Below are 20736 nucleotides of genomic sequence, written 5' to 3'. Positions count from 1 at the left end.
TCTTCAATAATTCATCATGCGTCGTGATAGCGCACTTGTCGCAAGTAGCAGGATCTGCTTAATCTACTCCGTAAATAAACTATAAGCTGTAATCCGCCTGATTCTGAACGATACCAGCATCGAGACGAGGTAGGCCAGAACGGCAAGTCCAACGCAAAGCGCGACTGTAAGGGGAATGTTGACTACGAATTGAACGTTATGAATACCGGCGCCGCTCAGCAGCAGCGACAGGACCGTATTGGTGTACAGCCCTCCCAGCACGCCTCCGGTAATGACGCCGGCTATCACAACCGGAACGTAACCCAGTGCAATCTGCGTCATCAACTGGAACGCCGTATACCCTGTCGCCTTCATAATGCCGAATTCCCTTTTTTGTTTGCAAATCATGGCCTTGATTACGAGATAGAGAATCAGAGTTACGACCAGTACCGTTATGACAAGTATCATAATCATGATGGCAAATACGGCGGATATATAAATGCCGCTCTGGCTGCCGAGCATTTCATCGACATCGGTAATATCCTCTGTCTGATTGCCATACCGGGCTTTGAGGCTTTGCATAAAACTCCCGTTATCTATACCCTTCAAATAGACATTGATCGTTGTAATGGCATAGTCAGGGATTAAATGCTGTATGCCATTCAAGGTTAAAGAGGCGATTTGTCCTAAATTGTTGATGGATTGGCTTAATCCGGTAACCAGAAATGAATACGATTTGCCGTCCGCTTCCACGTTGACGGTATCGCCGATATTTTTGTGAAGCCGCTTGGCCACCATCCAGGATAAGGCGATTTCGTTATCGAACTGCGGATACCGCCCTTCATAAACGTTGTTGTTATTCAGCTTGCTGTAATCATCCGAAATATTCGTATAAAAAGGTTGATCGTCAATTCTCACGGTGATCATGTCCAGCAGAGAAGTCTTCGAAACACCGTCCATTTGATCGATATTCGCAGTCAGCATTTTGCTGTCCGTGCCGGATTTGGCCATAACCATGACATTGGACGTCTCCGCCCCGACAAGATGGAGGAAAGCCGTCTTGTCTGCCGCAATGTTGTAATACAGTACGACGGAGAAGACAGAAGCAAAGGTGACGGCGGCAAAAATCGCGGCAATCATCAGATTCTGCCTGCGACTGGCCATCATGGTTTTGCAGGCAAGCATGAAGTGAAGGCCGCCTCCGGTTTTCTCAAGCGGAAAAAAGTTCTTCTTAAAGCTGTGCGTCATAATGCCGCCCCGCAGCGCCGCGACAGGGTGAAGCCTTCTGATACGCAGGGTGGAGAGCAGCGTCACCGCGAGCACCGACAGGGCAAGGATCAGCACGCTGGCCAGATTAAGGGAAGCGGCAAAACTGTAAGACCACAGCAGTCCCGTTAAAGAAGAGACAATACCGCCGAATACGGGCATTATGGCATAAGAGCCCGCGGCACCGGCAATGCCGGCCGCAAGGGCGATCAGCATGAATTGCAATGTGATGGAGGCGAGAATCTGTCCGTTTGTATACCCTGTCGCCTGAAGGACGCCGATATTCACGATACCGTCATTGATGCTGTTCGTTACGCGGAATTTGATTACAATTAGCGAGACGAGCACGATGACAGCCGCAAAGGCAACCAAAATCATGGCGATAATATTGATCGTCATCATCGCGCTTTGCATCATTTCCAGATCAGCCGCCCAAAAGAAGGGAACGGATGTCCCCACGGCCGGATGAGGAAACTGCTTGTTGTAGTCATCCAGCAGCCGGGACGATATCGTACTGTCAGCAAAGATCGCGGATATCAAGGTGCCGCCGGCCTTCTCTCCCAGTTCGCCGGACAATTGGAGATAAGCGGATTCCGGCAAAAAGAATTTCATCATGCTCATGTTGTTTGTTCCCATCATCGTTGCCTCAAAAAATCCCGCGACCCGGTAACGATATTCTTTATCCAGAAACGTAATGGTAAAGGAATCGCCCAGCTTGTAGCCGCCGCTCGACTTGAAGCTGTACGAGATATAAATATCGTCGCCCTTGGCAGGCTCCAGCTTCTCAATCAGCTTCATAGGCGCAATCGTCCGGTTGGCATCCGCATTGAGCAGGGCCGTACCAATGCTCAAGTCGCTGTCGCCGTAACGGAACTTGGCCGTGCTCATCAGCAGGAAGTTTTCTGTTTCAGCTTCCTTCACGCCCGGATAAGCGTGGAGAAAACTTCCCTGGTCTTCTGTATAGTCCGCGCGTTCTCTGACGATGCTCAAGTGCGCATCGTGCAGCTCCTCCACCTTATCCTCATAAAAGGTATTGATTTTGATAATAACCGTCAGTCCTATGTTCAGAAGCAGCCCGGCAATAAAAATCAAAATGAACAGAGAGATTGCCGCACCTTTGCCTCTTCTGATATTGGCCAGGGCTAGATTTACGATGTTCATCTTTACCACCCCATGCCGGCAAGGAAAGCATTTAGCTTCTCATGCCTCGTCTGATTATGCTCCGCGAGAAAAGCGCCCAGGCTCAGGTCTCCGCAGATGACACCGTCACGCAGGTAGAGCACTCTGTTCCCCCGCAATGCTGTTTTGAGGTCATGGGTGACCATCACAATGCTCTGTCCATTGAGGTTGACCCCGGTCAACACATCAAGTACACTGTCGCTTGCGGCAGAATTGAGCGCGCCCGTCGGCTCGTCTGCAAACACGATTCTCGGGCTGTTGATGAGCGCGCGGACGATCCCTGCCCGCTGCGCCTCGCCGCCGGAGAGCTGAGAGGGAAATTTCCCCCACGATGCCTGGTCGAGCCCCACCTGGGTCAGCAGCTGCTTGGCTCTGGATACGACGTCGCGCTTGTTCTTATTGACCAGCAGGCCGCTCGCAAGCGCGTTATCCAATACGCTCATGTTGTCCAGCAGATGGACCTGCTGGAACACAAACCCGCAATGATTTCGTCTAAATACCGCGAGCTGATCATGATTAAGCCTGGAAATATCCCGATCTCCAAAATGGATGGTGCCCAAAGTAGGTTTATCCATACCGGAAAGCGCATAGAGCAGGGTCGATTTTCCCGAGCCCGAGCTGCCCATAATGACAGTAAAGTCACCTTCCATCAGACTGATATCAAGATTTTTCAGTACATGCTGCTGTATGCCGCCGCTGGAAAAGGTTTTACATAATTTCTCGGTTCTCAATATTGTGCTTTGCACGGGGCAGCTCTCCTTTATCGACGCTTGAAGTTTCATCCGATTCCATACAAATAAGACTGTAAAGTAGCTTACAGTCTCATTATACAAAAGCAATTCTTAGTCAAGCTTTGCCGAATCCTTAACCGTTTCTTAATTCGTCCCCGCCAGTTTAATTCTAAGTGTAACCGTAAAGCCGTCATCCCGGTTACGGCAGGCAATATCGCCCTGCATGCTTTGCATCAGATATTTGGAAATGAATAGTCCAAGCCCTGATCCGTTTTGCCCTCCTACGTTGCTTCCCCGGAAGAATTTGTTGAACAATAGAGGCAGCTCGTCTTCATGAATGCCGTTTCCGTAATCCATGATATGAAGCTCCAAATGGGTATGGCTGAGAACGGAGGCAATCTTGACAGAGGAGCCGGCATACTTTATAGGCATTGCTTAAAATATTGTCGAATACTTGCTGCAGGCGGGCAGCGTCCATTAAGAGAATACAGTCGGGAATCGGGCCGTATTGGATTTGATCGTCAAAATTTACATTGGCTATAATAGCGTCAAGGACCTCGCTAAGCTCCTCAGTGACGGACACCTTTAATTCCTGCAGTTCTTCTAACGTCGCGTGGAACATGTCGTTCACCAGCAGATTAATCTGCTCAGCCTTGGAATAGATCGTGTTTAACTGCCTGATTGTTTTCTCGTCGGCAGCGCGCATCAGCATCAATTCGCTTACCGCCTTAATGGATGCCACCGGCGTTATGATGTCATGGCTTAAGCTGGCTACAAGCTCCTTCTTGCTGCGGTTGGCCTCGTATTCGCTCTGCCGGGCTGCCGCCAATTCCTCGCGCATCAGATCAAAGCTTTCCGTAAACGCGCCGAACCGATTATGTTTGTCCATTTTCAAAGGGATGTCCAAGTTGCCCCGCGCCACATTGAGGGCGAAGCTCTTCAGCCTTTTGAAGGGTTTAAACACCGTTTGACTCATGTAGATCAGATATAATATGCACAGCAGGATGATCATCGAGAATGTTGATATAATGACAAATATAAGTTTCTTCTTGTCATGCTGTACCTTCGCTTCATAATCATTGTGAATCATCAGCTTCCCGGCAAGGTCGCCATTCACCTTCACATCTACGATCGTATCCCTGTTTTTGAGCGCTTCATTCAGGGTCAGGGAAAGACCGCTGGCTGTCTGATAAAGGATGCTGCCGTCGTTGTCAATAACGACGAATTGCTCCTGCACGGCATTGTAGTTTCCCTGCCCGAGATGTCCCCAATAGCGTTCAACCGTTTTTACCGCCTCATTCACGGCCACAACGTCCACATCCGTATTCAGGTTCGTATTGATCATTTGAAAAGATAGAGCCAAGCCAGCGGCAAAAACAACAAAAATCGTCGCGATCAGCCCTTTGGCTTTCATTGCCCGCGATCCTCCAGTACATATCCGGTTCCCCATACGGTTTTAATATATTGCGGTTCATTCGGGTTGTCTTCTATTTTCTCGCGCAGATGCCGGATATGAACATTAAGCGTTCCATCACCTGCGAACGAATCGCCCCACACCTTTTGGAACAGCTCCTCTTTGGTTATTACCCTGTTTTTATTTCCCGCCAGGTAGCAGATCAGCTTATATTCCAGCGTCTTAAGCCTGATCTCCACACCCTTTACATGGACACGGTGCAGCAAGCAGTCGATCTTGACCTGGCCAAATTCCAGCATTTCAATGGGGCTGGCATTGCCGTATCTTTTAAGCACAGCTTTAACTTTGGCAAGCAGTATGCTGAGTGTGTAGGGCTTGGGGATGTAATCGTCGCCGCCGATATTGAGCCCGATCAGGATATCGTCATCGCTGGTGCGGGCGCTGATAAACAGAATGGGAATCTGTGTCGTTTGCCTCAGCCTTTTGCATAACTCAAAGCCGGAGGAGTCCCCGAGATTAATATCCAGAAGGATGAGCGAGGTTTCATTTTCCTGCAAAAAATCCAGGCAAGCCCCCGCGCTTGTCACATAAGCGGATCGGACATCGAACATATCAAAGTACTCGCAGGTTGCCTCTGCGAGTACCGTCTCGTCATCTACAATTAAACAATCATATTTCATAGCGGGAATCAGCCTTTTTTCCGCTGCTGCTGAAGCTGGAGCTTCAGGGCTTTGTATTTGTTCACTCCGACTCCCACCAGGACTAAGCCGATGGCGAGCAGGATAATGCCCATAGGCTTATTGACGTAGATCATGTCGACAATGCCGAAGATGACGAGCATCACGCCGAACACTGCAATGAGGAGCGGATTGGCTGGTTTGGATTTCATGGGACAAGCACCTCGTCTGTGAGTTTATATTTATCCATTCCAGTATAGCCCAAATGGCGGTTGTCCGCAGAAAAAACGAAGCGGGGATCAAGGATATGAAACATTAGGGGGGATCTGGGTTATAATCACGTTAGACTTAGCGGGATTTGGAAGGGTGATGGCGATGAGCGTAATTCGTATGGAGAATGTAACCAAAAAATATGAAGATACATTGATTTTTCGCGATATCTATTTTCGTGTGGGCAAAGGAGAGCGCATCGGTCTTATTGGACGCAACGGCGCCGGTAAATCTACTGTGTTCAAGCTGATCCTGGGCAAAGAGGAGCCTACGTCCGGAAAAGTGGAAATAGATCCTCAGGTCAGGATCGGCTATTTCTCTCAATTCTCGGAAATGCAGGGAAGCTTGTCTGTGCAGCAGGAGCTGGAAATGTGCTTCGAGCAGGTTGCGCTGATCGAACGGGAGCTGCAGGAAGTAGGAGAGAAGCTGGGCCATGTTACGGATGATGGCGAGATGGAAGGGCTGCTGGAGCGGCAGGCGAAGCTTTTTGAACAGATGGAGCATCTGGACGGTTGGAATGTGTCCGTGGAAATCAATACGGTTCTAACAAAGCTGGGATTCGATGACAGGTCCCGTAATCAGCCCGTCAATGAGCTGTCAGGCGGATGGAGGAACCGCGCCGCGCTCGCCAAAATCCTGATTGAGCTTCCCGATGTCGTACTGCTCGACGAGCCGACGAACTTCCTGGACCTGGATGGCCTGGTGTGGCTGGAGCAGTGGCTCCACCGCTACAATGGCGCGATGATTCTGGTGTCGCATGACCGGCAGTTCATCGACAGAGTGGTTACGCGTACGATTGAGATTGAGAACTATCATTTTCAGGAATACGAAGGGAATTATACCGATTTCATCCGAAAAAAGAAGCTGCGCAAAAAAGAATTGATCCGCCAGTTCGAGTGGGAGGAAGAGCTGCTCATTATGGAGTCTGAGGCGATCGACAGCCGCGCGAACAAAAAATCTTCAAAAGACCGGCTGTCGCGTCAGTTGGCTGATCGGAAGAAGCGGATTGAGCCTCATCCGGTTAACGTGCTCATTACCGACATTTATGAGAAATTGCGGTTTCCAGACAAGCTGTGCGAGCTGAAGCAGGTAGGGCAGACATATGGAGACCGGCGGATATTCCAGAACATAAGCTTCGATATCCAGAAGGAGGACCGCCTGGTTATCGTGGGCCCCAATGGAAGCGGGAAGTCCACACTGATCAAGGTGCTTACGGGACAGGAGCAGCCCGACTCCGGCGAAGTGATCTGGGAGAAAGGCGTCAGCTACGCTTATTTCAACCGGATGTGGGATGAGCTTGATCTTAAGGATACCGTCAGTCATGCGGTGAATATTTACGGCCTTGGACTGGATGCTCCCCGGAAAAAAGTGAACAAGTTTCTATCCATGCTGCAGTTCTCGGAGCTGGATCTGGGCAAAGTCATTGGCACTCTTTCCGGTGGCCAGATGGCCCGGGTGGCTCTGGCGAAATGCCTTCTCTCGGGAGCAGCGGTCATCATATTGGATGAGCCAACCAACCATCTTGATCTGACCAGCATACAGGTCATGGAGCAGGCCTTGATTCATTTTCCCGGAGCTGTAGTTACGGTTAGCCATGACCGGTTTTTCATCGATAAAATAGCGACAAAAATGCTCGCGTTTGATCCTGAATCCGGAATAAGCGAGCAGAATGTATAGATGGTATGCGAATGAGCGGGGTACAGTGGCTTTAGTGCTTCACGGCCAGCCGGCGGCATTCATGGTCAAGGCAGCAGGGACATCTGTCGGGGAGATTAGGGTCCAGCGCAGAATCGGTTTGTTGTTCTATCCTTTTCCCAAACAGCTCCTGTTCGTGGTGCCGGGAGATGATCTCATGGTATATATCCCTGAGCGGCGGTGGATGAGTTTCATGGATAGGAGGATCGTGGGGAATCCTCAGCTCCCGGTTGCTTGCTCTGCGAATAGGCAGATTGCTTGAACAAAATTTCACGATAATTAGCAGCAGCAGAGCCAGGCTTAGCATTACTATTCCTGATTTCCATGATGATGTTAACCCCAGGACAAGGACAGAGAAAATAATGGCAGGATAAATAAAAAGGCAAGTAAAAAGAAGGATCAGAGGTTTTAATAAAAAATTCATGCGCCCCTCCTTTTATTCGTAGGTTAGTTTATTAGTATGCTGTCAGGGGTTATCCCTATTTTAACGAATTATTTTTCATTTTGAGAGGAGTGATGTGGTATGAGCAATATCCAATCTGTGGCGGGAGTTACAAGAGGAGTATTGTTTTAGAGACAGAGGAGCCTGTCTGATTCCTCTGTGAAGTCAACCTCGGGAGGAAATGTCCATGGGAATTATTCTAAAGCCGGTGTCTGCCGGGAACTGGTATGATTGTACGAAGCTTAAAGTCAAGGCAGAGCAGCTCGGTGTTTTTCCGGCACCTGTTGTTTACTGGATTGCCGAATCCAAATATATAGATGAATATGAGCTGCAAGCCGTATATCGGGATGAAGAATTAACCGGGTTTATTGTATTCTGCAATAAGCCGGATAACGACGGAAACTACTGGATACCTGCCTTCATGATCGATGAAGAGCATCAAGGCAAAGGCTACGGGAAAGCGGCAATGGAAAAACTTATCGAACTCATGAGCCAGATGAAATGTAAAAAATTAATGATTGGACATAGACCCGATAACGGAATTGCCGGGAGCCTGTATGAATCCTTGGGGTTTAATAAGGTCAGTGAAGAAGTAATAGACGGTGAAATCATACGTTTGCTTCAAATTCCCTAAAGGCAGGACACCCGATACAAAAATATCTTTACTCTACTTCGATTAATTGTTATTCTTTTTCCAATACTTATAAATGCGATGATGAGAAAAGTAAATGAAGCGTTCTTCCACAGAGAGCTCCGGCAGCTGAAAAGGAGCGAGGAATCCTTTATTGAAGAAAGCCTCTGAGCCGTACATCGGAACCTGTGAGGGGATGGTGTAACAGGAGCTCCTGTTATAGAGCTAGAGTATAAGCATCCTCGTATAGAGATGCCGTACTCGAAGAGGCGGATATGGCGACATATTTGCGAATCCGGGTGGTACCACGAGCATACTAATCTCGTCCCTGAGACTTATTACAGTCTTGGGGGTGAGATTTTTTTGTTTTCATAATCGGCATGAAGAAAGTTTATCCATACTAAACAAGGAGTGAGTCAAATGTCCAGATTAAAAGCGGCAATCGTTGGAGCAACGGGAATGGCCGGACAGCAGTTCGTGCAGGCATTGTCCAACCATCCGAATTTTGAAGTGGTTACTATGGTTACATCCAGAACGTTGAAATCGTACGACGAGGCATTGCTGGAAACAGACGGATCATCGAGATGGACACAGAATACGCCGGTTCCCGGAGATATGTCGGGAGTTCCGGTAGTCTCTTCCAGGGAATTCCGTCCAGACGCTGTCGATGTTATTTTCACGGCAATTGAATCCGATCTTGCCAAAGAGCTGGAGCCCTGGTTTGCCCAAACGACCCCGACCTTCTCGACGGCATCCGCATTTCGTTACTTCGATGATACTCCCCTTCTCATTACCGGAGTCAATGATGATCATGCGGAGTTAATCCGCAAACAGCAGCAGGAACGCAGCTGGAAGGGCTTCGTTCTGCCTGTTCCCAACTGTACGGTGACTGGACTTGCGGTGACTTTAAAACCGCTGCACGAGCATTTTGGAATTCAAAATGTTCTAATGGTCTCCATGCAATCCGTAAGCGGCGCCGGAAGAAGTCCCGGAGTTCGAACCCTGGATATTCTCGATAATATCATCCCGTACATTCCGAACGAAGAGGGAAAGGTCAGGAAAGAGCTTTTGAAAATACTCGGCGGATATTCCAGTGAGGGCATTGCTCCGGCGGAGATTAACATCAATTGTATATGTACGAGAGCGAACGTGCTCGATGGGCACACGGAATCCGTGTTTGTCGGTCTGAAGAAACAGGCGAATTTAACTGAAATTAGAGAAGCCATCAATCGATATAATCCCTTCGACAGCTGCAAATTGCATTCGGCTCCCGAGCGGATGATTCATCTATTTGATGACCCTTTTCGCCCTCAACCCCGCTTGGATCGCGAGCTGGGAGGCGGGATGACAACAAGTATGGGGAGACTGGAAGAGGAGCCGGTGCTGGGTGGCGTGAAATATGTCCTGGTCTCCCACAATACGAAGATGGGTGCGGGAAAAGGCGCCGTTCTTCTCGCTGAATCGATGCTGGCGAGGGGTTTGCTGAACGTGTAGTGCCTGCATATCCACGAACCGATACGGCAGCGCATATATAGCAGCGGCAGACCTTGGACTTTATTTTACGAGTCTTTAGTCTGCCGCTGCTTCTTTAATGGAAATGCCTGTTCCGGTTATTTGGAACAGAAGCTTTTACCTGTGACCATGATCCCTGGGCATACGGCAAAATAGAGGATAAATCAACGTGGATGACAGCGCTGCGAACGTGATCAGCGCGCCTGCCAGATCCAGCGTCATCAAGACGAATACGAGATACAATATCGGTGTGAACAGCAGGATGCCCGGCAACGCGAACAGCGTGGATACCCAGCTCCTGGCCCCTTCGCCCACCAGGTAAGATGCATTCAGCCCGATCAGGCTGAACAGAAGCGGCCATGTGAACAGGTAGCTCCCGCCCGGCAGATACAGGGTCGTCGCTGCGCAGAGGAGTACCCACAGCAGCAGCGTGCCGACCCACAGGTTCTCAGCCTTCACATAGCGCGAGCACCAGCGGATTAGCAGAACCGTTATCAGCAGCATGAACAGCAGCAGGCCGATGAAATAGTACGTACTGACACCGGGGTCTTTCACGATTGATACATAATACGGATGCGGCACGTTTGCTCGGAGAATATTCCATACCAAGCTGACTGCCCCGAATACCACCGCCAAACTAAGCAGGGACACGAGGAAGCCGCCTGTAAGTCCCTTCAGTTTCAAGCGGCGCCGATACAAGCCGTGCCATACGGTAAGGGCGAATAACAGAACGCCGATCAGCATGAAACCGAACGCCCAAGATTCCGGATAGCTGACCATGCTCCAGCCGAGGACATTAAAATAAACCCGGTTTTCCTGCCTCACGTCGTTCAGATCCAACTGGCCAAAATGCTTTGTCAGGCTAAGCATGTAGTTTCCTTGATGCTGGAGGCTGGAACGATCGAGGTTCCCCGGCGTATCAATCTCCTCATGGTACGCATTCAAGCCCATGCCGAAGGCGAAATTCAGACCGGGCAGCCCGCCTTCGCGGAATTCCGTCAGATCGGTATCGTTGGGCATTAATTTATAGACGTTATAGATCAGGGAGTAAGCTACCGGCTGAGGAGCCGCCTTCATAAATTCCTGGATCATCCATCCGTTCTGCTCGCTCGTCTCGAACATGAAGGAAGGCCCTTTATTCCCCCGCGCTTCAAAATTGAGCACCATTCCAACATCCTTGGCTGAGGGATGCTCTTTCATGAACGCTTTTGCTCCAAGCATGCCGAGCTCTTCGCCGTCTGTCAAAAGCAGCAGAAGATCATTCTTAAGCGGCCCCGATGCTTGAAGCGCTCGTACCGTCTCCAGCATTGCCGCAATTGCCGAGCCGTCATCGGCAGCTCCCGGACCTTCCGGAACAGAATCATAATGCGCCGCGAGCATAACAGCCTTGCTGTTGTCCGTACCTGGAACACGAGCCATAATGTTCTCGATGGTTATGGTCTGCACGTCTGTCTGGAGATTGGGCCGATCCGGCCCGCTTGTCAGCCCGGACTCCAAACCCGGTGTGACCTCCACTCGCTGCACCTCCGGCTTCAAGCCCAACCCTTCGAGCTCCCCCAACAAATAATTCCGGACCTGATCATGCGCAGGAGAGCCCACTGGATGCGGTTCCTTCGCAATGACGTTTAGCTTCTCTATCGCGCGGGATGCAGAGAATGTGTCTTCAGGAGCATCGGGCCCGGCGGGCTGCGGGGCCCGAATTTGCAGCAGTCCAATGAGCATTGCACCGAACAGTAGAGCCAGGATACAAATTCGCTTCAGCCACCTGGCTGCACCCGATCCGGCTGCTGGTTTTGTAGTGGTCGATATGGGATGATGGGGGGACACAAGATCACTCCTGATTTATAAATTTTAGAAAATTTGCAAACGATTTCATTAGCAGATGCGCTGCCTATGATTTGCGGCGTTCCGAAGCTGCAGCAGGCTTCTTCCATGGATTCGACCTCCTGAGCTGAATTATACGGGGCGGGGGAGGGGACAGGAATGACCCTGAGAATGAGTTCGCTCCCGTACTTTGGTCGAGGGCAGACCAGCGGAAGCAGCATTTGCCGGGTAGAGGCGGCTTTAATAATTGAACGAACGGGCAGGAGACTTTGAAGGCTGTGGTAAAATAGGTTGCAAAGGCTTTATACTTGTGGAGAAGGAAATGAAGGCTGGAGGAGGGATTACATGAATTATTCCAAAAAAGATGTTTTGCTGGATCAGCTTGCCGCATGTCATAATGACCTGAGCTGGTTTCCTGCGTTTCTTGATTCCGTACAGGGGCTGACAGCGGAGCAGGCAGGATGGTGCAGTGATCGTTCCAGTCATTCCATTTGGCAGCTTACCAGCCATCTGACCTATTGGAATGAAAAATGGCTGAGCTACTTTACCGGTAAGGAAACCTTCATAACAATTGGCAATAATAACGATAGCACCTTCGAAATAAAGGAAGAAATGAATGAAGAAAACTGGAAATCCGCGGTAGATAAACTGGATGCGGCATTCTTGGAATTTCGTAAAGTGATCGCGGACTCGCCTGAGTCGAAGCTCGATACCCACATCCCCAATTATCCGGATGAATGCCCCTGGTGGGCGGCCATCTCCAATCTTTGTACCCATAATGCGTATCATATTGGTCAGATCGTATTAATGCGCAAACAACAAGGCTGGGCAATCATATAACCTATACTTGGACAAGCCTTCTATCGACGCGATTGTCCAGATCAGCTTCGATTCAGAGGAAGAGATGAGGAAGGCGCTGCAGGCCGACAGCTACAAGAAAGCGCACAAGATGCGCGGGGAGTACATGAGGGAAACCACGGTAGGTATTCACTCCGCCGTCGTCGACAAAACGCTGAAGCTGGTTTAGGTGAAGAAGATCATTGAGGAGGAGCCTGCTATGGCGGCTCCTCTTTTTTTTGTGACTATAATCGCCTTATCTGTAACTAATTTCATTCGGCAGCGTCTAATCATAAGGAATTATATTCCCATGACTTGCTTAGCTCACACTCGAGAGGAGAAACCGTTAAATGAAAAAATGGCTGATTCGATTTAGTATGATTCTGTGTCTGGTTCTCTCGCCCTTCAACGCCGTGGCTGGCGCAGCATCATCAAATGTCGAGGATTTCGATGCTTCATCGCTTATCAAATCCGACGGGACGTTATGGGTTTGGGGCAACCAGCTATCCGTTCCTGCCCAGATTCCAGGGATCGCGGATGTTCAAAGGGTATTTTCCGACCAGCTTATTATGAAGAAAGACGGTTCAATCTGGCATTGGGAGCGGAATTTTTCAACTTCCGGGATACAAGTATCCCCTGTTGAGGCACTACAAAATCTCACTCATGTATATTCCAATGGAACTGAATCCCTGGCTATTGATACAGACGGCAAGACCTATTTAATTCCCAAAGTCCAAGGCAAGCTCCAACTGGAGGAGATCGCAGCGCTGCCGGATATTGAAGATGTAGCGGACGTTAACTTTTACTATGAAATTCAGGATCAACGCTGGATTCCGACATGGGTATTCCTGAAGCATGACGGCACGGTATGGAGAAGCTCTGATTCGCTCAAGTCGTTTGAAGCCATCCAATCGCTTTCGGATATTGTGCAAATCGCACAGAACATAGCCGTCAAAAAAGACGGAACAGTGTGGTCCTGGCCATCGAAGTTCTCAGAAGATCAATTGTCGGCAGGCCCCTTGTCTGCAGTCCAAATGACTGCACTGACGCATATCAAACAGATCGTAACCAATGGCTCCACTGATTCTTATGCCGCTTTTGCCGTAATTGACGATAAGGGCAGCGTATGGTTTTGGGGAGCGACCACCACTGGCATGTCAGATGGAACGACCTCCCATCAATCGCCTGTACCGCTGCAGCTGACCAGCATCAAGGATGCCCGGTCCGTCTTTTTCGTTGAACTGTCCTTAATTGTGCTTACAGGTGATGGAAGCATATATGAGACCTCGGTCCATCGTGAAGCCATGCCTGCTAACCCCGATTTTACATTATTGGCGTCTGATGTGAGTCAAGTCAAGGCCGGAGATCGTCATGTGATCCTGCAAAAATCCAATGGCGGACTTTGGGGATGGGGCGTAAACAAGAATGGCGAGCTGGGAAGCGGGGATTACGAGTTCATGCATACAACCCCCGTTCAAATGCAAAAGCCGGTTTCCATTCAACTCAATGGGGAATCTGTGACAATGACGAGCGGCGTCATTATCCGGAATGGGCAAGCATTCATTCCGCTCCGTTCCCTGTTCGAGAAACTAGGCGCTAAAGTAACATGGGACGTATATAAGAAAATTGCCACTGTCAGCCGCGCGGCCGTTCAAATTTCCGTTGATTTTAATGGCGATACGAAATTGAACAATGTAGCGGTAAAGCTTGAGAACGATCCGTTTATACTAAGCGGCGCCTCGTACCTGCCGCTGCGTTTTATCAGCGAATCGCTGGGGGCAAAAGTCGAATGGGTGCAAGCAGAGGACAAGATTACCATCACGATGAAATAGTATCCCGAACAAGGGGAATTTGCAGACGATTACCGTTATGCCGAGGGTAGCCAGATTGAATGCAACCCGCAGATGAAGGAGAATACTACACGGGCAGGATCAACAGACGCTGCGCTTGAAAAGACAATGGAATGGTTAGATTGATAGTTTTATAGACGGAAGGGCTGTCCCTGTGACAGCCCTTGATTCCGTTTTACAGGCAGATAAAGCGCGTTTGCCGGAATACGGACAAGAACCTTCACAAACTATCATTGATATTTATTGCCATATTCGCTACAATACACCTTGTATACTAGTACGATCAGTTGATACTCTTATTCATTTTTTTATCTAATTGGAGGTGCAGGCTATGATTCGAGTGGCTGTTATCGGTACGGGAGGTATTTCGGAAGCGCATTTGAAAGCGTATACCTCTCTTGGGGACCGCTGCAAAGTGGTGGCTTTATGCGATATTTCTCCGGAAAAGGCTGAAGCGCTGAAGCAAAAATACAATCTGGATTGCGAGATTTTTACCGATACGGAAGAAATTGCGTCCCACAATGAGGTGGACTTGGTATCGGTCTGCACGCCTCCCTACATGCATGCCGAGCTTACGATTGCCTGCTTGAATGGAGGCAAGCATGTATTGGTGGAAAAGCCGATGGCCTCCTCGCTTGAGGAATGCGACCGGATGCTGGAGGCGGCTGAGCGCTCTAAGCGGATTCTTTCCGTTGTCAGCCAGAACCGTTTCTATAATCCCATCATGAAATTGAAGCATGTGCTGGATTCCGGACTCCTGGGCAAGGTCGTCCATGCACAGGCGGATTCGTTCTGGTGGCGCGGTCACGTTTATTATGATTTATGGTGGAGAGGGACATGGGAGAAGGAAGGCGGCGGCTGTACGCTGAATCATGCCGTGCATCATATCGATATGCTGCAGTGGCTGATGGGCATGCCGGACCGGCTCCAGGCCGTTACGAGCAATACATCGCACGATAATGCGGAAGTGGAGGACTTGTCGATTGCCGTCTTGTCCTACGGAAACGGGGCGCTCGCCCAGATTACAAGCTCGGTCGTTCATCACGGCGAAGAGCAGCAGCTGGTGTTTCAGACGGAGAAGGCCAAGGTATCCGCTCCCTGGGACGTATATGCTTCGGTATCCCGAAGCAATGGTTTCCCCGAAAGGGACCCCGGGATGGAGCAGCGGATTGAGGAGATTTATCGTGAATATCCCGAAATCCCCTATACGGGCCATACAGGCCAAATCGACGATGTGCTGAAGGCTATCGAGAATCAGTCGTTAACCGTTCTTGCCGACGGGCATGAAGGGCGCAAAACGCTGGAGCTGATTACCGCAATTTACGAGGCAGCCCTGACCGGGCGGCAGATCCAGCTGCCGCTGCAGCCGGACAGCTTGTTTTATACCCGGGCAGGCATTCTGGCGAACGCGCCTCATTTCTATGAAAAGACAAATTCAGTAGCGGAATTCGCGAATAACGAGATTACGCTTGGCGGCAATTATCAGGTCAAATAGGACTTATCATTCTGGGAATGAGAAAGGTTGGCGGCTATGTTATTGGTGGACGAAGCAGCAGTAATAGCAGGCAGCGGCAGGGGCACCGGGGCGGCCATCGCTGTGTTTCCGGGATCCCCGGAGCCGGATTATGTCTCGGGAATTGTTTTGAAAGCGAAAGGGGGATGGCTTGCCAATGGCTATGTATAAGCAATCCGGAGCCGCCACCTTCGGCATTATCGGGGGAGCCGGCTTCCGGGCGCAGTATTACCTGAGGATCGCGCAGGCGCTTCCCGACCGGTTCCGCGTTGGCGGCCTGGTGGTGCGGGATGCGGACAAGGGCAAGGCGATGGAGAAGCAGTGGAATATTCCTTCGTATCGTACGCTGGAGGAGATGCTGCAGGCGCAGCGGCTTGATTTTGTCGTTGTATCTGTGGGCTGGGCGGCCTGCTTCGATTATTTGTTTCAGCTGGCGGAGCGGGGAGTTCCTGCGCTCGCGGAAACGCCTCCGGCGCCTGACCTGGACGGCCTGATCATGCTGCACGACAGGCTTACCCGCCAGGGCGCACGGATTCAGGTGGCCGAGCAGTATCAATATCATCCGCTGCAGATGGCGCGTTTGGCCGTTATCGAAGCGGGGCGTCTGGGGAGAGTGACGGAAACCACGGTATCGGTCTCTCATCTGTATCATGCCGTCAGCCTGATCCGCAAAATGCTGGGCATCCGCTTCGAAGACGCGACGATCAAGGGAATGAGGTTCGAGTCCAGCTGGCTTGCGGGACCGACCCGCAGCGGTCCTCCTGCGGAAGAACGGCGGATCCCCATGCAGCGGGATTTGGCGTGGCTGAATTTCGGCGAGAAGCTGGGCATCTATGATTTTACAAAGGACCAGCATCGCTCGTGGACCCGTTCCAACCACCTGTCCGTAAGAGGCGAGCGCGGTGAGATCTTCGACAGCCGCCTGACGGCGCTGGCCGACTTCTCTACGCCGCTCCATCTGGATTTCAAACGCATCAACAAGGGCGAGGTTGAAAATCAGGAGGGGTATTTCCTGCAGGGAATTATGGCGGGAGAACAGTGGGCGTACGTGAATCCTTTCGCGCCTGCAAGACTATATGACGACGAGATCGGGATCGCAGCCTGTCTGGCGCAGATGTCCGATTATGCCGCAGGCGGTGCAGAATTCTACGGGCTTCCCGAAGCGTCGCAGGATCATTATCTCGGAATGCTGCTGGAGCAGGCGGTACTGACAGGCGAAACGGTAACGTCAACCAGACAGCCCTGGGCCGAAGGAGTCTGAAGAAGGCATTAGCAGGGACGAAAACGGCGGGTGGCGAACATAAGAGGGATCACGGCCCGTTGGCAGAAATCCGGCATGGGACAAGGGCGGAGCCGCCGTTTTCGTATAGGATAGGTGCATTAGCAGATTTTCCGGAGGAGTAGATGGGATGAAAGTAAGTATGGAAGCTTCGCGTTATGAAAAGGGATCAATGCGGGACTATGTGCACGATACGCTGAAAAAAAACATCATGGAGCTTAAGCTGGAGCCGGGGCGTTTTATCTCGGAGAAGGAAGTCGTTGAGGCCCTTCAGGTCAGCCGTACCCCGGTTCGCGAAGCTTTCGTCAAGCTGTCCCAGGAGGAATTAATCGAGACCATTCCCCAGAAAGGGTCGTTCATCTCCCTGATAGATATGAAGCAGGTCGAAGAATCCCGTTTCATCCGGGAGAAGCTGGAGATGGCGATCGTCCGCCAGGCGTGTGAAATGCTGAATGCCGAGCAGCTTCTGAGCCTGCAAAATCTAGTCGGCCTGCAGAAGCTTTGCGCCAGCGAGAATAACTATGAGCGGCTGTTTGAGCTTGATGAAGAATTTCATAAGCTGATCATAATCGGCTGCGGGAAAACGCGCACATGGACGCTGCTTCAGCAGCTCAATACGCATTACAACCGGATCAGGCTGCTTCGGTTAGCGGTCAATTATGACTGGGCTAATATCATCGTGCAGCATGAGGAGATCATAGAAGCCATACGCGGCAATAATCCGGATCTGGCGGAGCAAACGATGCTGCTGCATTTAAGCCAGGTTAATTTTGAAAAAGAGGAATTGAAGGAAAAATATCCGTCCTACTTCAAATAATAGATATGCAAGGGAGAGATGAGGTTTTGACGCAGGAAACAGCTGAAAACGGTTATGCGTGTTGGCTCGGGTATGCGGGAATTGCCGATGAAGCGCTTAGGAGCCAATATGAATCCTGGTGCTCTGAAATTGTGGCAGCCGCGGCAAGGACGGACATTCTGCAGACTGCAGCAGGGGAGCTGTCCGAGGGCATTGCTTCCTTGCTCGGAGTGAAGCCTGTCCAGGCAGAATCGGCGCAGCGGAAGCGGTATATCCGGCTGGAAACGTTCGGCCGTCCAGGGGATGCCGGCAGCGTTATCGACCCGGCTCATGCAGCCGGCTTGTCGGATGAAGGGTATGTGATTCGCACGGAAGAGGATGCCGGCAGCCAATATATCATACTGGCAGGGAAAACGGATAAAGGCGTGCTCTATGCCGTCTTTCATCTGCTTCGTCTGATGCAGGACGGGGCGAGTCTGGAGGGGTTGTCCATTGCGGAAAACCCGAAAAACGGGCTTCGGATGATCGATCATTGGGATAATATGGATGGCAGCATCGAACGGGGCTATGCGGGAAAATCAATCTTTTACCGGGATAGCGATATCGCAGTGGATATGGCCCGTATCCGCGATTATGCCCGGCTGCTTGCCTCGGTCGGCCTCAATGCGATTTCGATCAACAATGTCAATGTTCACCGCGTCGAGACCATGCTTATAACGGAAGTGTTTCTGCCGAAAGTGGCGCAGATCGCCGGAGTATTCCGCACCTATGGCATCAAGCTGTTTCTCAGCATCAACTACGCTAGTCCGATCCAGATCGGCGGCCTCGCGACGGCAGACCCGGTCGATCCGGATGTGAAGCGCTGGTGGGCGGAGAAGGCGGCGGAGATTTACCGGTATATTCCGGATTTCGGTGGATTTCTGGTCAAAGCCGATTCCGAATTCCGTCCTGGTCCGTTCACCTACGGGCGCGATCATGTGGACGGAGCGAATGTGCTGGCGGAAGCGCTGGAGCCGCATGGAGGTCTTGTCATCTGGCGCTGCTTCGTGTACAACTGCCTTCAGGATTGGCGAGACCGCAGCACCGACAGAGCCAAAGCGGCTTACGACCATTTCAAACCGCTGGACGGCAAGTTCCTGGATAATGTAATTTTGCAAATCAAGAACGGCCCGATGGATTTTCAGGTCCGCGAGCCGGTGTCGCCGCTCTTCGGCGCCCTGCCGCATACCAACCAGGTGCTGGAGCTGCAAATCACGCAGGAATATACGGGGCAGCAAAAGCATCTGTGCTACCTGGTTCCCCAGTGGAAGGAAGTTCTCGACTTTGACACTTATGCCAAAGGCGAAGGCTCAACGATTGCGGAGCTTGCAAGCGGCAGTTTGTTCGACAGACCGCTCGGCGGGATGGCAGCCGTATCCAATATTGGCGACGACGCCAACTGGACCGGACATACTTTGGCGCAGGCCAATCTGTACGGCTTCGGCCGGCTTGCCTGGAACCCGGCGTTATCGTCCGATCAGATTACACGGGAATGGATCATCCAGACCTTCGGCAGCGATCCTTCCGCCCTGGATACCATATCCCGCATGCTGCTTGACTCATGGGGCATTTATGAGAATTATACAGCGCCGCTAGGCGTAGGCTGGATGGTGAATACGGGACATCACTACGGTCCTGATGTGGATGGTTATGAATATTCCAAGTGGGGGACGTACCATTTTGCCGATAACTTGGGAATCGGAGTGGACCGGACCTTAAGTACGGGCACGGGTTATACCGCCCAGTACCACCCTCCACATGCGGAACAATACGAATCTCTTGAGAATTGTCCCGATGAGCTGCTGCTGTTCTTCCATCACGTTCCGTACACGCACAAGCTCAAATCCGGTAAAACCGTGATACAGCATATTTACGACACACATTTCGAGGGTGTAGAGCAGGCTGAGGGGCTCGTGAATGCGTGGTCAACGCTCGAAAACAAAGTGGACAGCGGCCGATACACGCAGGTGCTGGCACGGTTGACCGACCAAGCCGAGCATGCCAAGGAGTGGCGAGATATTATCAATACGTACTTCCTCCGCAAGTCAGGAATTCCAGACTCAAAGAACCGCAAAATCTATTAAACAAAAAGGCCGGGCATCCAGATGCCCGGCTTTTTGCCATAAGTCTTTCTTTTTGAGCGATTAACTATAGCTCTCAAGAACGAAAAAGATTTAAGCTGGAAGCGCCAAAATCGCATCTCTGCTAGAATCTGCAATAAACGCATCACTGCCCCGCCAACATAGCTGGGAATCAGCAATAAACGCATCTCTGCCCCGCCAACATTACGCTGGAATCAGCAATAAGCGCATCACTGCCCCGCCAACGTTAGTATGGGACGAAGTCCAGCAGGCAACACGCGGGCGGCGTAAGAAAGTGTGTCCCGCAAGGGACGTAAACGATCCAAACACCAAAAGCCACAAAACCCCGTTCCTCTGCCTCGCCAACGTTATTCACCCGGGAGTCCAGAGGGCCGGCGCTCTCTGGGGTCCCCCTCAGGGGGATTTAGGGGGAAGTACACGCGGGCGGCGTAAGAAAGTGTGTCCCGGAAGGGACGAAAACGATCCAAACACCAAAAGCCACAAAACCCCGTTCCTCTGCCTCGCCAACGTTATTCATCCGGGAGTCCAGAGGGCCGGCGCCATCTGGGGTCCCCCTCAGGGGGATTTAGGGGGGAGTACACGCGGGCGGCGCAAGGAAGTGTGTCCCGCAAGGGACGTAAATGCTCCTACATCAAAAGCCACAAAACCCCGATCCTCTGCCTCGCCAACGTTATTCACCCGGGAGTCCAGAGGGCCGGCG

The 20736-nt window shown here is 51.1% G+C and carries 20 protein-coding genes and 1 other annotated feature; of the genes, 11 read left to right on the top strand and 9 right to left on the bottom strand.

The annotated features are described in order from the left end of the window. Positions 1-63: 63 nt before the first annotated feature. From AC0YOB_RS28330 to AC0YOB_RS28305, 6 genes are all read right to left on the bottom strand, one after another. Positions 64-2406, bottom strand: coding sequence for an ABC transporter permease (locus tag AC0YOB_RS28330; RefSeq protein ID WP_475795636.1), 2343 nt, complete (start codon positions 2404-2406; stop codon positions 64-66). Between the two features lie 2 nt (positions 2407-2408). Beyond that, a complete protein-coding gene (locus AC0YOB_RS28325) occupies positions 2409-3170 on the bottom strand; it encodes an ABC transporter ATP-binding protein (RefSeq protein WP_475795635.1) in 762 nt (253 codons plus the stop codon). Between the two features lie 129 nt (positions 3171-3299). Then, positions 3300-3512, bottom strand: a complete 213-nt coding sequence (locus AC0YOB_RS28320) for a sensor histidine kinase (RefSeq protein ID WP_475795634.1) — start codon at positions 3510-3512, stop codon at positions 3300-3302. Further along, positions 3487-4569 carry a HAMP domain-containing sensor histidine kinase gene (locus tag AC0YOB_RS28315; protein WP_475795633.1) on the bottom strand — a complete coding sequence of 361 codons (1083 nt, stop codon included), beginning with the start codon at positions 4567-4569 and terminating at the stop codon, positions 3487-3489. Before AC0YOB_RS28315 ends, AC0YOB_RS28320 begins: the two co-directional genes overlap by 26 nt. Further along, positions 4566-5249, bottom strand: coding sequence for a response regulator transcription factor (locus tag AC0YOB_RS28310; RefSeq protein WP_475789268.1), 684 nt, complete (start codon positions 5247-5249; stop codon positions 4566-4568). The genes AC0YOB_RS28315 and AC0YOB_RS28310 overlap by 4 nt, the downstream gene beginning before the upstream one ends. Positions 5250-5257: 8 nt before the next feature. Then, positions 5258-5458, bottom strand: a complete 201-nt coding sequence (locus AC0YOB_RS28305) for a hypothetical protein (protein ID WP_210044076.1) — start codon at positions 5456-5458, stop codon at positions 5258-5260. Between the two features lie 163 nt (positions 5459-5621). On the opposite strand from AC0YOB_RS28305, the gene AC0YOB_RS28300 reads away from it, so the two are divergent. Continuing rightward, positions 5622-7193, top strand: a complete 1572-nt coding sequence (locus AC0YOB_RS28300; protein ID WP_475795632.1) for an ABC-F family ATP-binding cassette domain-containing protein — start codon at positions 5622-5624, stop codon at positions 7191-7193. Between the two features lie 31 nt (positions 7194-7224). Here AC0YOB_RS28300 and AC0YOB_RS28295 read toward each other — a convergent pair whose 3' ends face one another. Beyond that, positions 7225-7635, bottom strand: a complete 411-nt coding sequence (locus tag AC0YOB_RS28295; RefSeq protein ID WP_475795631.1) for a hypothetical protein — start codon at positions 7633-7635, stop codon at positions 7225-7227. Positions 7636-7840: 205 nt separating this feature from the next. Here AC0YOB_RS28295 and AC0YOB_RS28290 point away from each other — a divergent pair, with 205 nt between their 5' ends. Next, positions 7841-8287, top strand: a complete 447-nt coding sequence (locus AC0YOB_RS28290) for a GNAT family N-acetyltransferase (protein ID WP_475795630.1) — start codon at positions 7841-7843, stop codon at positions 8285-8287. A 69-nt stretch (positions 8288-8356) separates the two neighbouring features. After that, positions 8357-8617: a binding site (T-box leader), on the top strand. A gap of 87 nt (positions 8618-8704) precedes the next feature. Further along, positions 8705-9778, top strand: coding sequence for an aspartate-semialdehyde dehydrogenase (gene asd / locus AC0YOB_RS28285; protein ID WP_475795629.1), 1074 nt, complete (start codon positions 8705-8707; stop codon positions 9776-9778). A 135-nt stretch (positions 9779-9913) separates the two neighbouring features. Here the strand turns inward: asd and AC0YOB_RS28280 are convergent, their stop codons facing one another. Beyond that, positions 9914-11623 (bottom strand): M20/M25/M40 family metallo-hydrolase, encoded by a 1710-nt coding sequence (locus AC0YOB_RS28280; protein WP_475795628.1) that lies wholly within the window; start codon positions 11621-11623, stop codon positions 9914-9916. Between the two features lie 342 nt (positions 11624-11965). Here AC0YOB_RS28280 and AC0YOB_RS28275 point away from each other — a divergent pair, with 342 nt between their 5' ends. The 8 genes from AC0YOB_RS28275 to AC0YOB_RS28240 all read left to right on the top strand — a co-directional run bounded on the left by AC0YOB_RS28275 (position 11966) and on the right by AC0YOB_RS28240 (position 20018). Further along, positions 11966-12460, top strand: a complete 495-nt coding sequence (locus tag AC0YOB_RS28275) for a DinB family protein (protein ID WP_475795627.1) — start codon at positions 11966-11968, stop codon at positions 12458-12460. Between the two features lie 7 nt (positions 12461-12467). After that, positions 12468-12647, top strand: coding sequence for a hypothetical protein (locus AC0YOB_RS28270; RefSeq protein WP_475795626.1), 180 nt, complete (start codon positions 12468-12470; stop codon positions 12645-12647). 160 nt (positions 12648-12807) lie between these two features. Continuing rightward, positions 12808-14289 (top strand): stalk domain-containing protein, encoded by a 1482-nt coding sequence (locus AC0YOB_RS28265; protein WP_475795625.1) that lies wholly within the window; start codon positions 12808-12810, stop codon positions 14287-14289. A 349-nt stretch (positions 14290-14638) separates the two neighbouring features. Beyond that, a complete protein-coding gene (locus AC0YOB_RS28260) occupies positions 14639-15802 on the top strand; it encodes a Gfo/Idh/MocA family protein (protein WP_475795624.1) in 1164 nt (387 codons plus the stop codon). A 27-nt stretch (positions 15803-15829) separates the two neighbouring features. Further along, the gene (locus AC0YOB_RS28255; RefSeq protein WP_475795623.1) at positions 15830-15991 is read left to right on the top strand and encodes a hypothetical protein; all 162 of its coding nucleotides are present in this window, start codon (positions 15830-15832) and stop codon (positions 15989-15991) included. Then, positions 15978-17081 carry a Gfo/Idh/MocA family protein gene (locus tag AC0YOB_RS28250; protein ID WP_475795622.1) on the top strand — a complete coding sequence of 368 codons (1104 nt, stop codon included), beginning with the start codon at positions 15978-15980 and terminating at the stop codon, positions 17079-17081. Before AC0YOB_RS28255 ends, AC0YOB_RS28250 begins: the two co-directional genes overlap by 14 nt. A gap of 148 nt (positions 17082-17229) precedes the next feature. Beyond that, complete coding sequence (locus AC0YOB_RS28245; protein ID WP_475795621.1) at positions 17230-17916, top strand: GntR family transcriptional regulator; 687 nt, start codon at positions 17230-17232, stop codon at positions 17914-17916. A 5-nt stretch (positions 17917-17921) separates the two neighbouring features. Next, the gene (locus AC0YOB_RS28240; RefSeq protein ID WP_475795620.1) at positions 17922-20018 is read left to right on the top strand and encodes an alpha-glucuronidase family glycosyl hydrolase; all 2097 of its coding nucleotides are present in this window, start codon (positions 17922-17924) and stop codon (positions 20016-20018) included. On the opposite strand, the gene AC0YOB_RS28235 is transcribed toward AC0YOB_RS28240, so the two are convergent. Further along, complete coding sequence (locus AC0YOB_RS28235) at positions 20015-20203, bottom strand: hypothetical protein (protein WP_475795619.1); 189 nt, start codon at positions 20201-20203, stop codon at positions 20015-20017. The two genes, AC0YOB_RS28240 and AC0YOB_RS28235, sit on opposite strands and share 4 nt — an antisense overlap. Positions 20204-20736 lie beyond the last annotated feature (533 nt).

It is taken from the genome of Paenibacillus sp. JT31N17, assembly GCF_056269255.1.
Note: the sequence above shows the minus strand (reverse complement) of the source record. Positions and strands in the feature narration are given on the sequence as shown.

What these genes read in the sequence shown, in the direction of transcription:
- AC0YOB_RS28310 (WP_475789268.1), bottom strand. Translation starts at nt 5,249, where the DNA reads ATGAAATATGATTGTTTAATTGTAGATGACGAGACGGTACTCGCAGAG.
- AC0YOB_RS28245 (WP_475795621.1), top strand. Translation starts at nt 17,230, where the DNA reads ATGAAAGTAAGTATGGAAGCTTCGCGTTATGAAAAGGGATCAATGCGG.
- AC0YOB_RS28305 (WP_210044076.1), bottom strand. Translation starts at nt 5,458, where the DNA reads ATGAAATCCAAACCAGCCAATCCGCTCCTCATTGCAGTGTTCGGCGTG.
- AC0YOB_RS28275 (WP_475795627.1), top strand. Translation starts at nt 11,966, where the DNA reads ATGAATTATTCCAAAAAAGATGTTTTGCTGGATCAGCTTGCCGCATGT.
- AC0YOB_RS28265 (WP_475795625.1), top strand. Translation starts at nt 12,808, where the DNA reads ATGAAAAAATGGCTGATTCGATTTAGTATGATTCTGTGTCTGGTTCTC.
- AC0YOB_RS28300 (WP_475795632.1), top strand. Translation starts at nt 5,622, where the DNA reads ATGAGCGTAATTCGTATGGAGAATGTAACCAAAAAATATGAAGATACA.
- AC0YOB_RS28290 (WP_475795630.1), top strand. Translation starts at nt 7,841, where the DNA reads ATGGGAATTATTCTAAAGCCGGTGTCTGCCGGGAACTGGTATGATTGT.
- AC0YOB_RS28320 (WP_475795634.1), bottom strand. Translation starts at nt 3,512, where the DNA reads ATGGATTACGGAAACGGCATTCATGAAGACGAGCTGCCTCTATTGTTC.
- AC0YOB_RS28260 (WP_475795624.1), top strand. Translation starts at nt 14,639, where the DNA reads ATGATTCGAGTGGCTGTTATCGGTACGGGAGGTATTTCGGAAGCGCAT.
- AC0YOB_RS28250 (WP_475795622.1), top strand. Translation starts at nt 15,978, where the DNA reads ATGGCTATGTATAAGCAATCCGGAGCCGCCACCTTCGGCATTATCGGG.
- AC0YOB_RS28295 (WP_475795631.1), bottom strand. Translation starts at nt 7,635, where the DNA reads ATGAATTTTTTATTAAAACCTCTGATCCTTCTTTTTACTTGCCTTTTT.
- AC0YOB_RS28240 (WP_475795620.1), top strand. Translation starts at nt 17,922, where the DNA reads ATGCAAGGGAGAGATGAGGTTTTGACGCAGGAAACAGCTGAAAACGGT.
- AC0YOB_RS28235 (WP_475795619.1), bottom strand. Translation starts at nt 20,203, where the DNA reads ATGCGTTTATTGCTGATTCCCAGCTATGTTGGCGGGGCAGTGATGCGT.
- AC0YOB_RS28315 (WP_475795633.1), bottom strand. Translation starts at nt 4,569, where the DNA reads ATGAAAGCCAAAGGGCTGATCGCGACGATTTTTGTTGTTTTTGCCGCT.
- asd (WP_475795629.1), top strand. Translation starts at nt 8,705, where the DNA reads ATGTCCAGATTAAAAGCGGCAATCGTTGGAGCAACGGGAATGGCCGGA.
- AC0YOB_RS28330 (WP_475795636.1), bottom strand. Translation starts at nt 2,406, where the DNA reads ATGAACATCGTAAATCTAGCCCTGGCCAATATCAGAAGAGGCAAAGGT.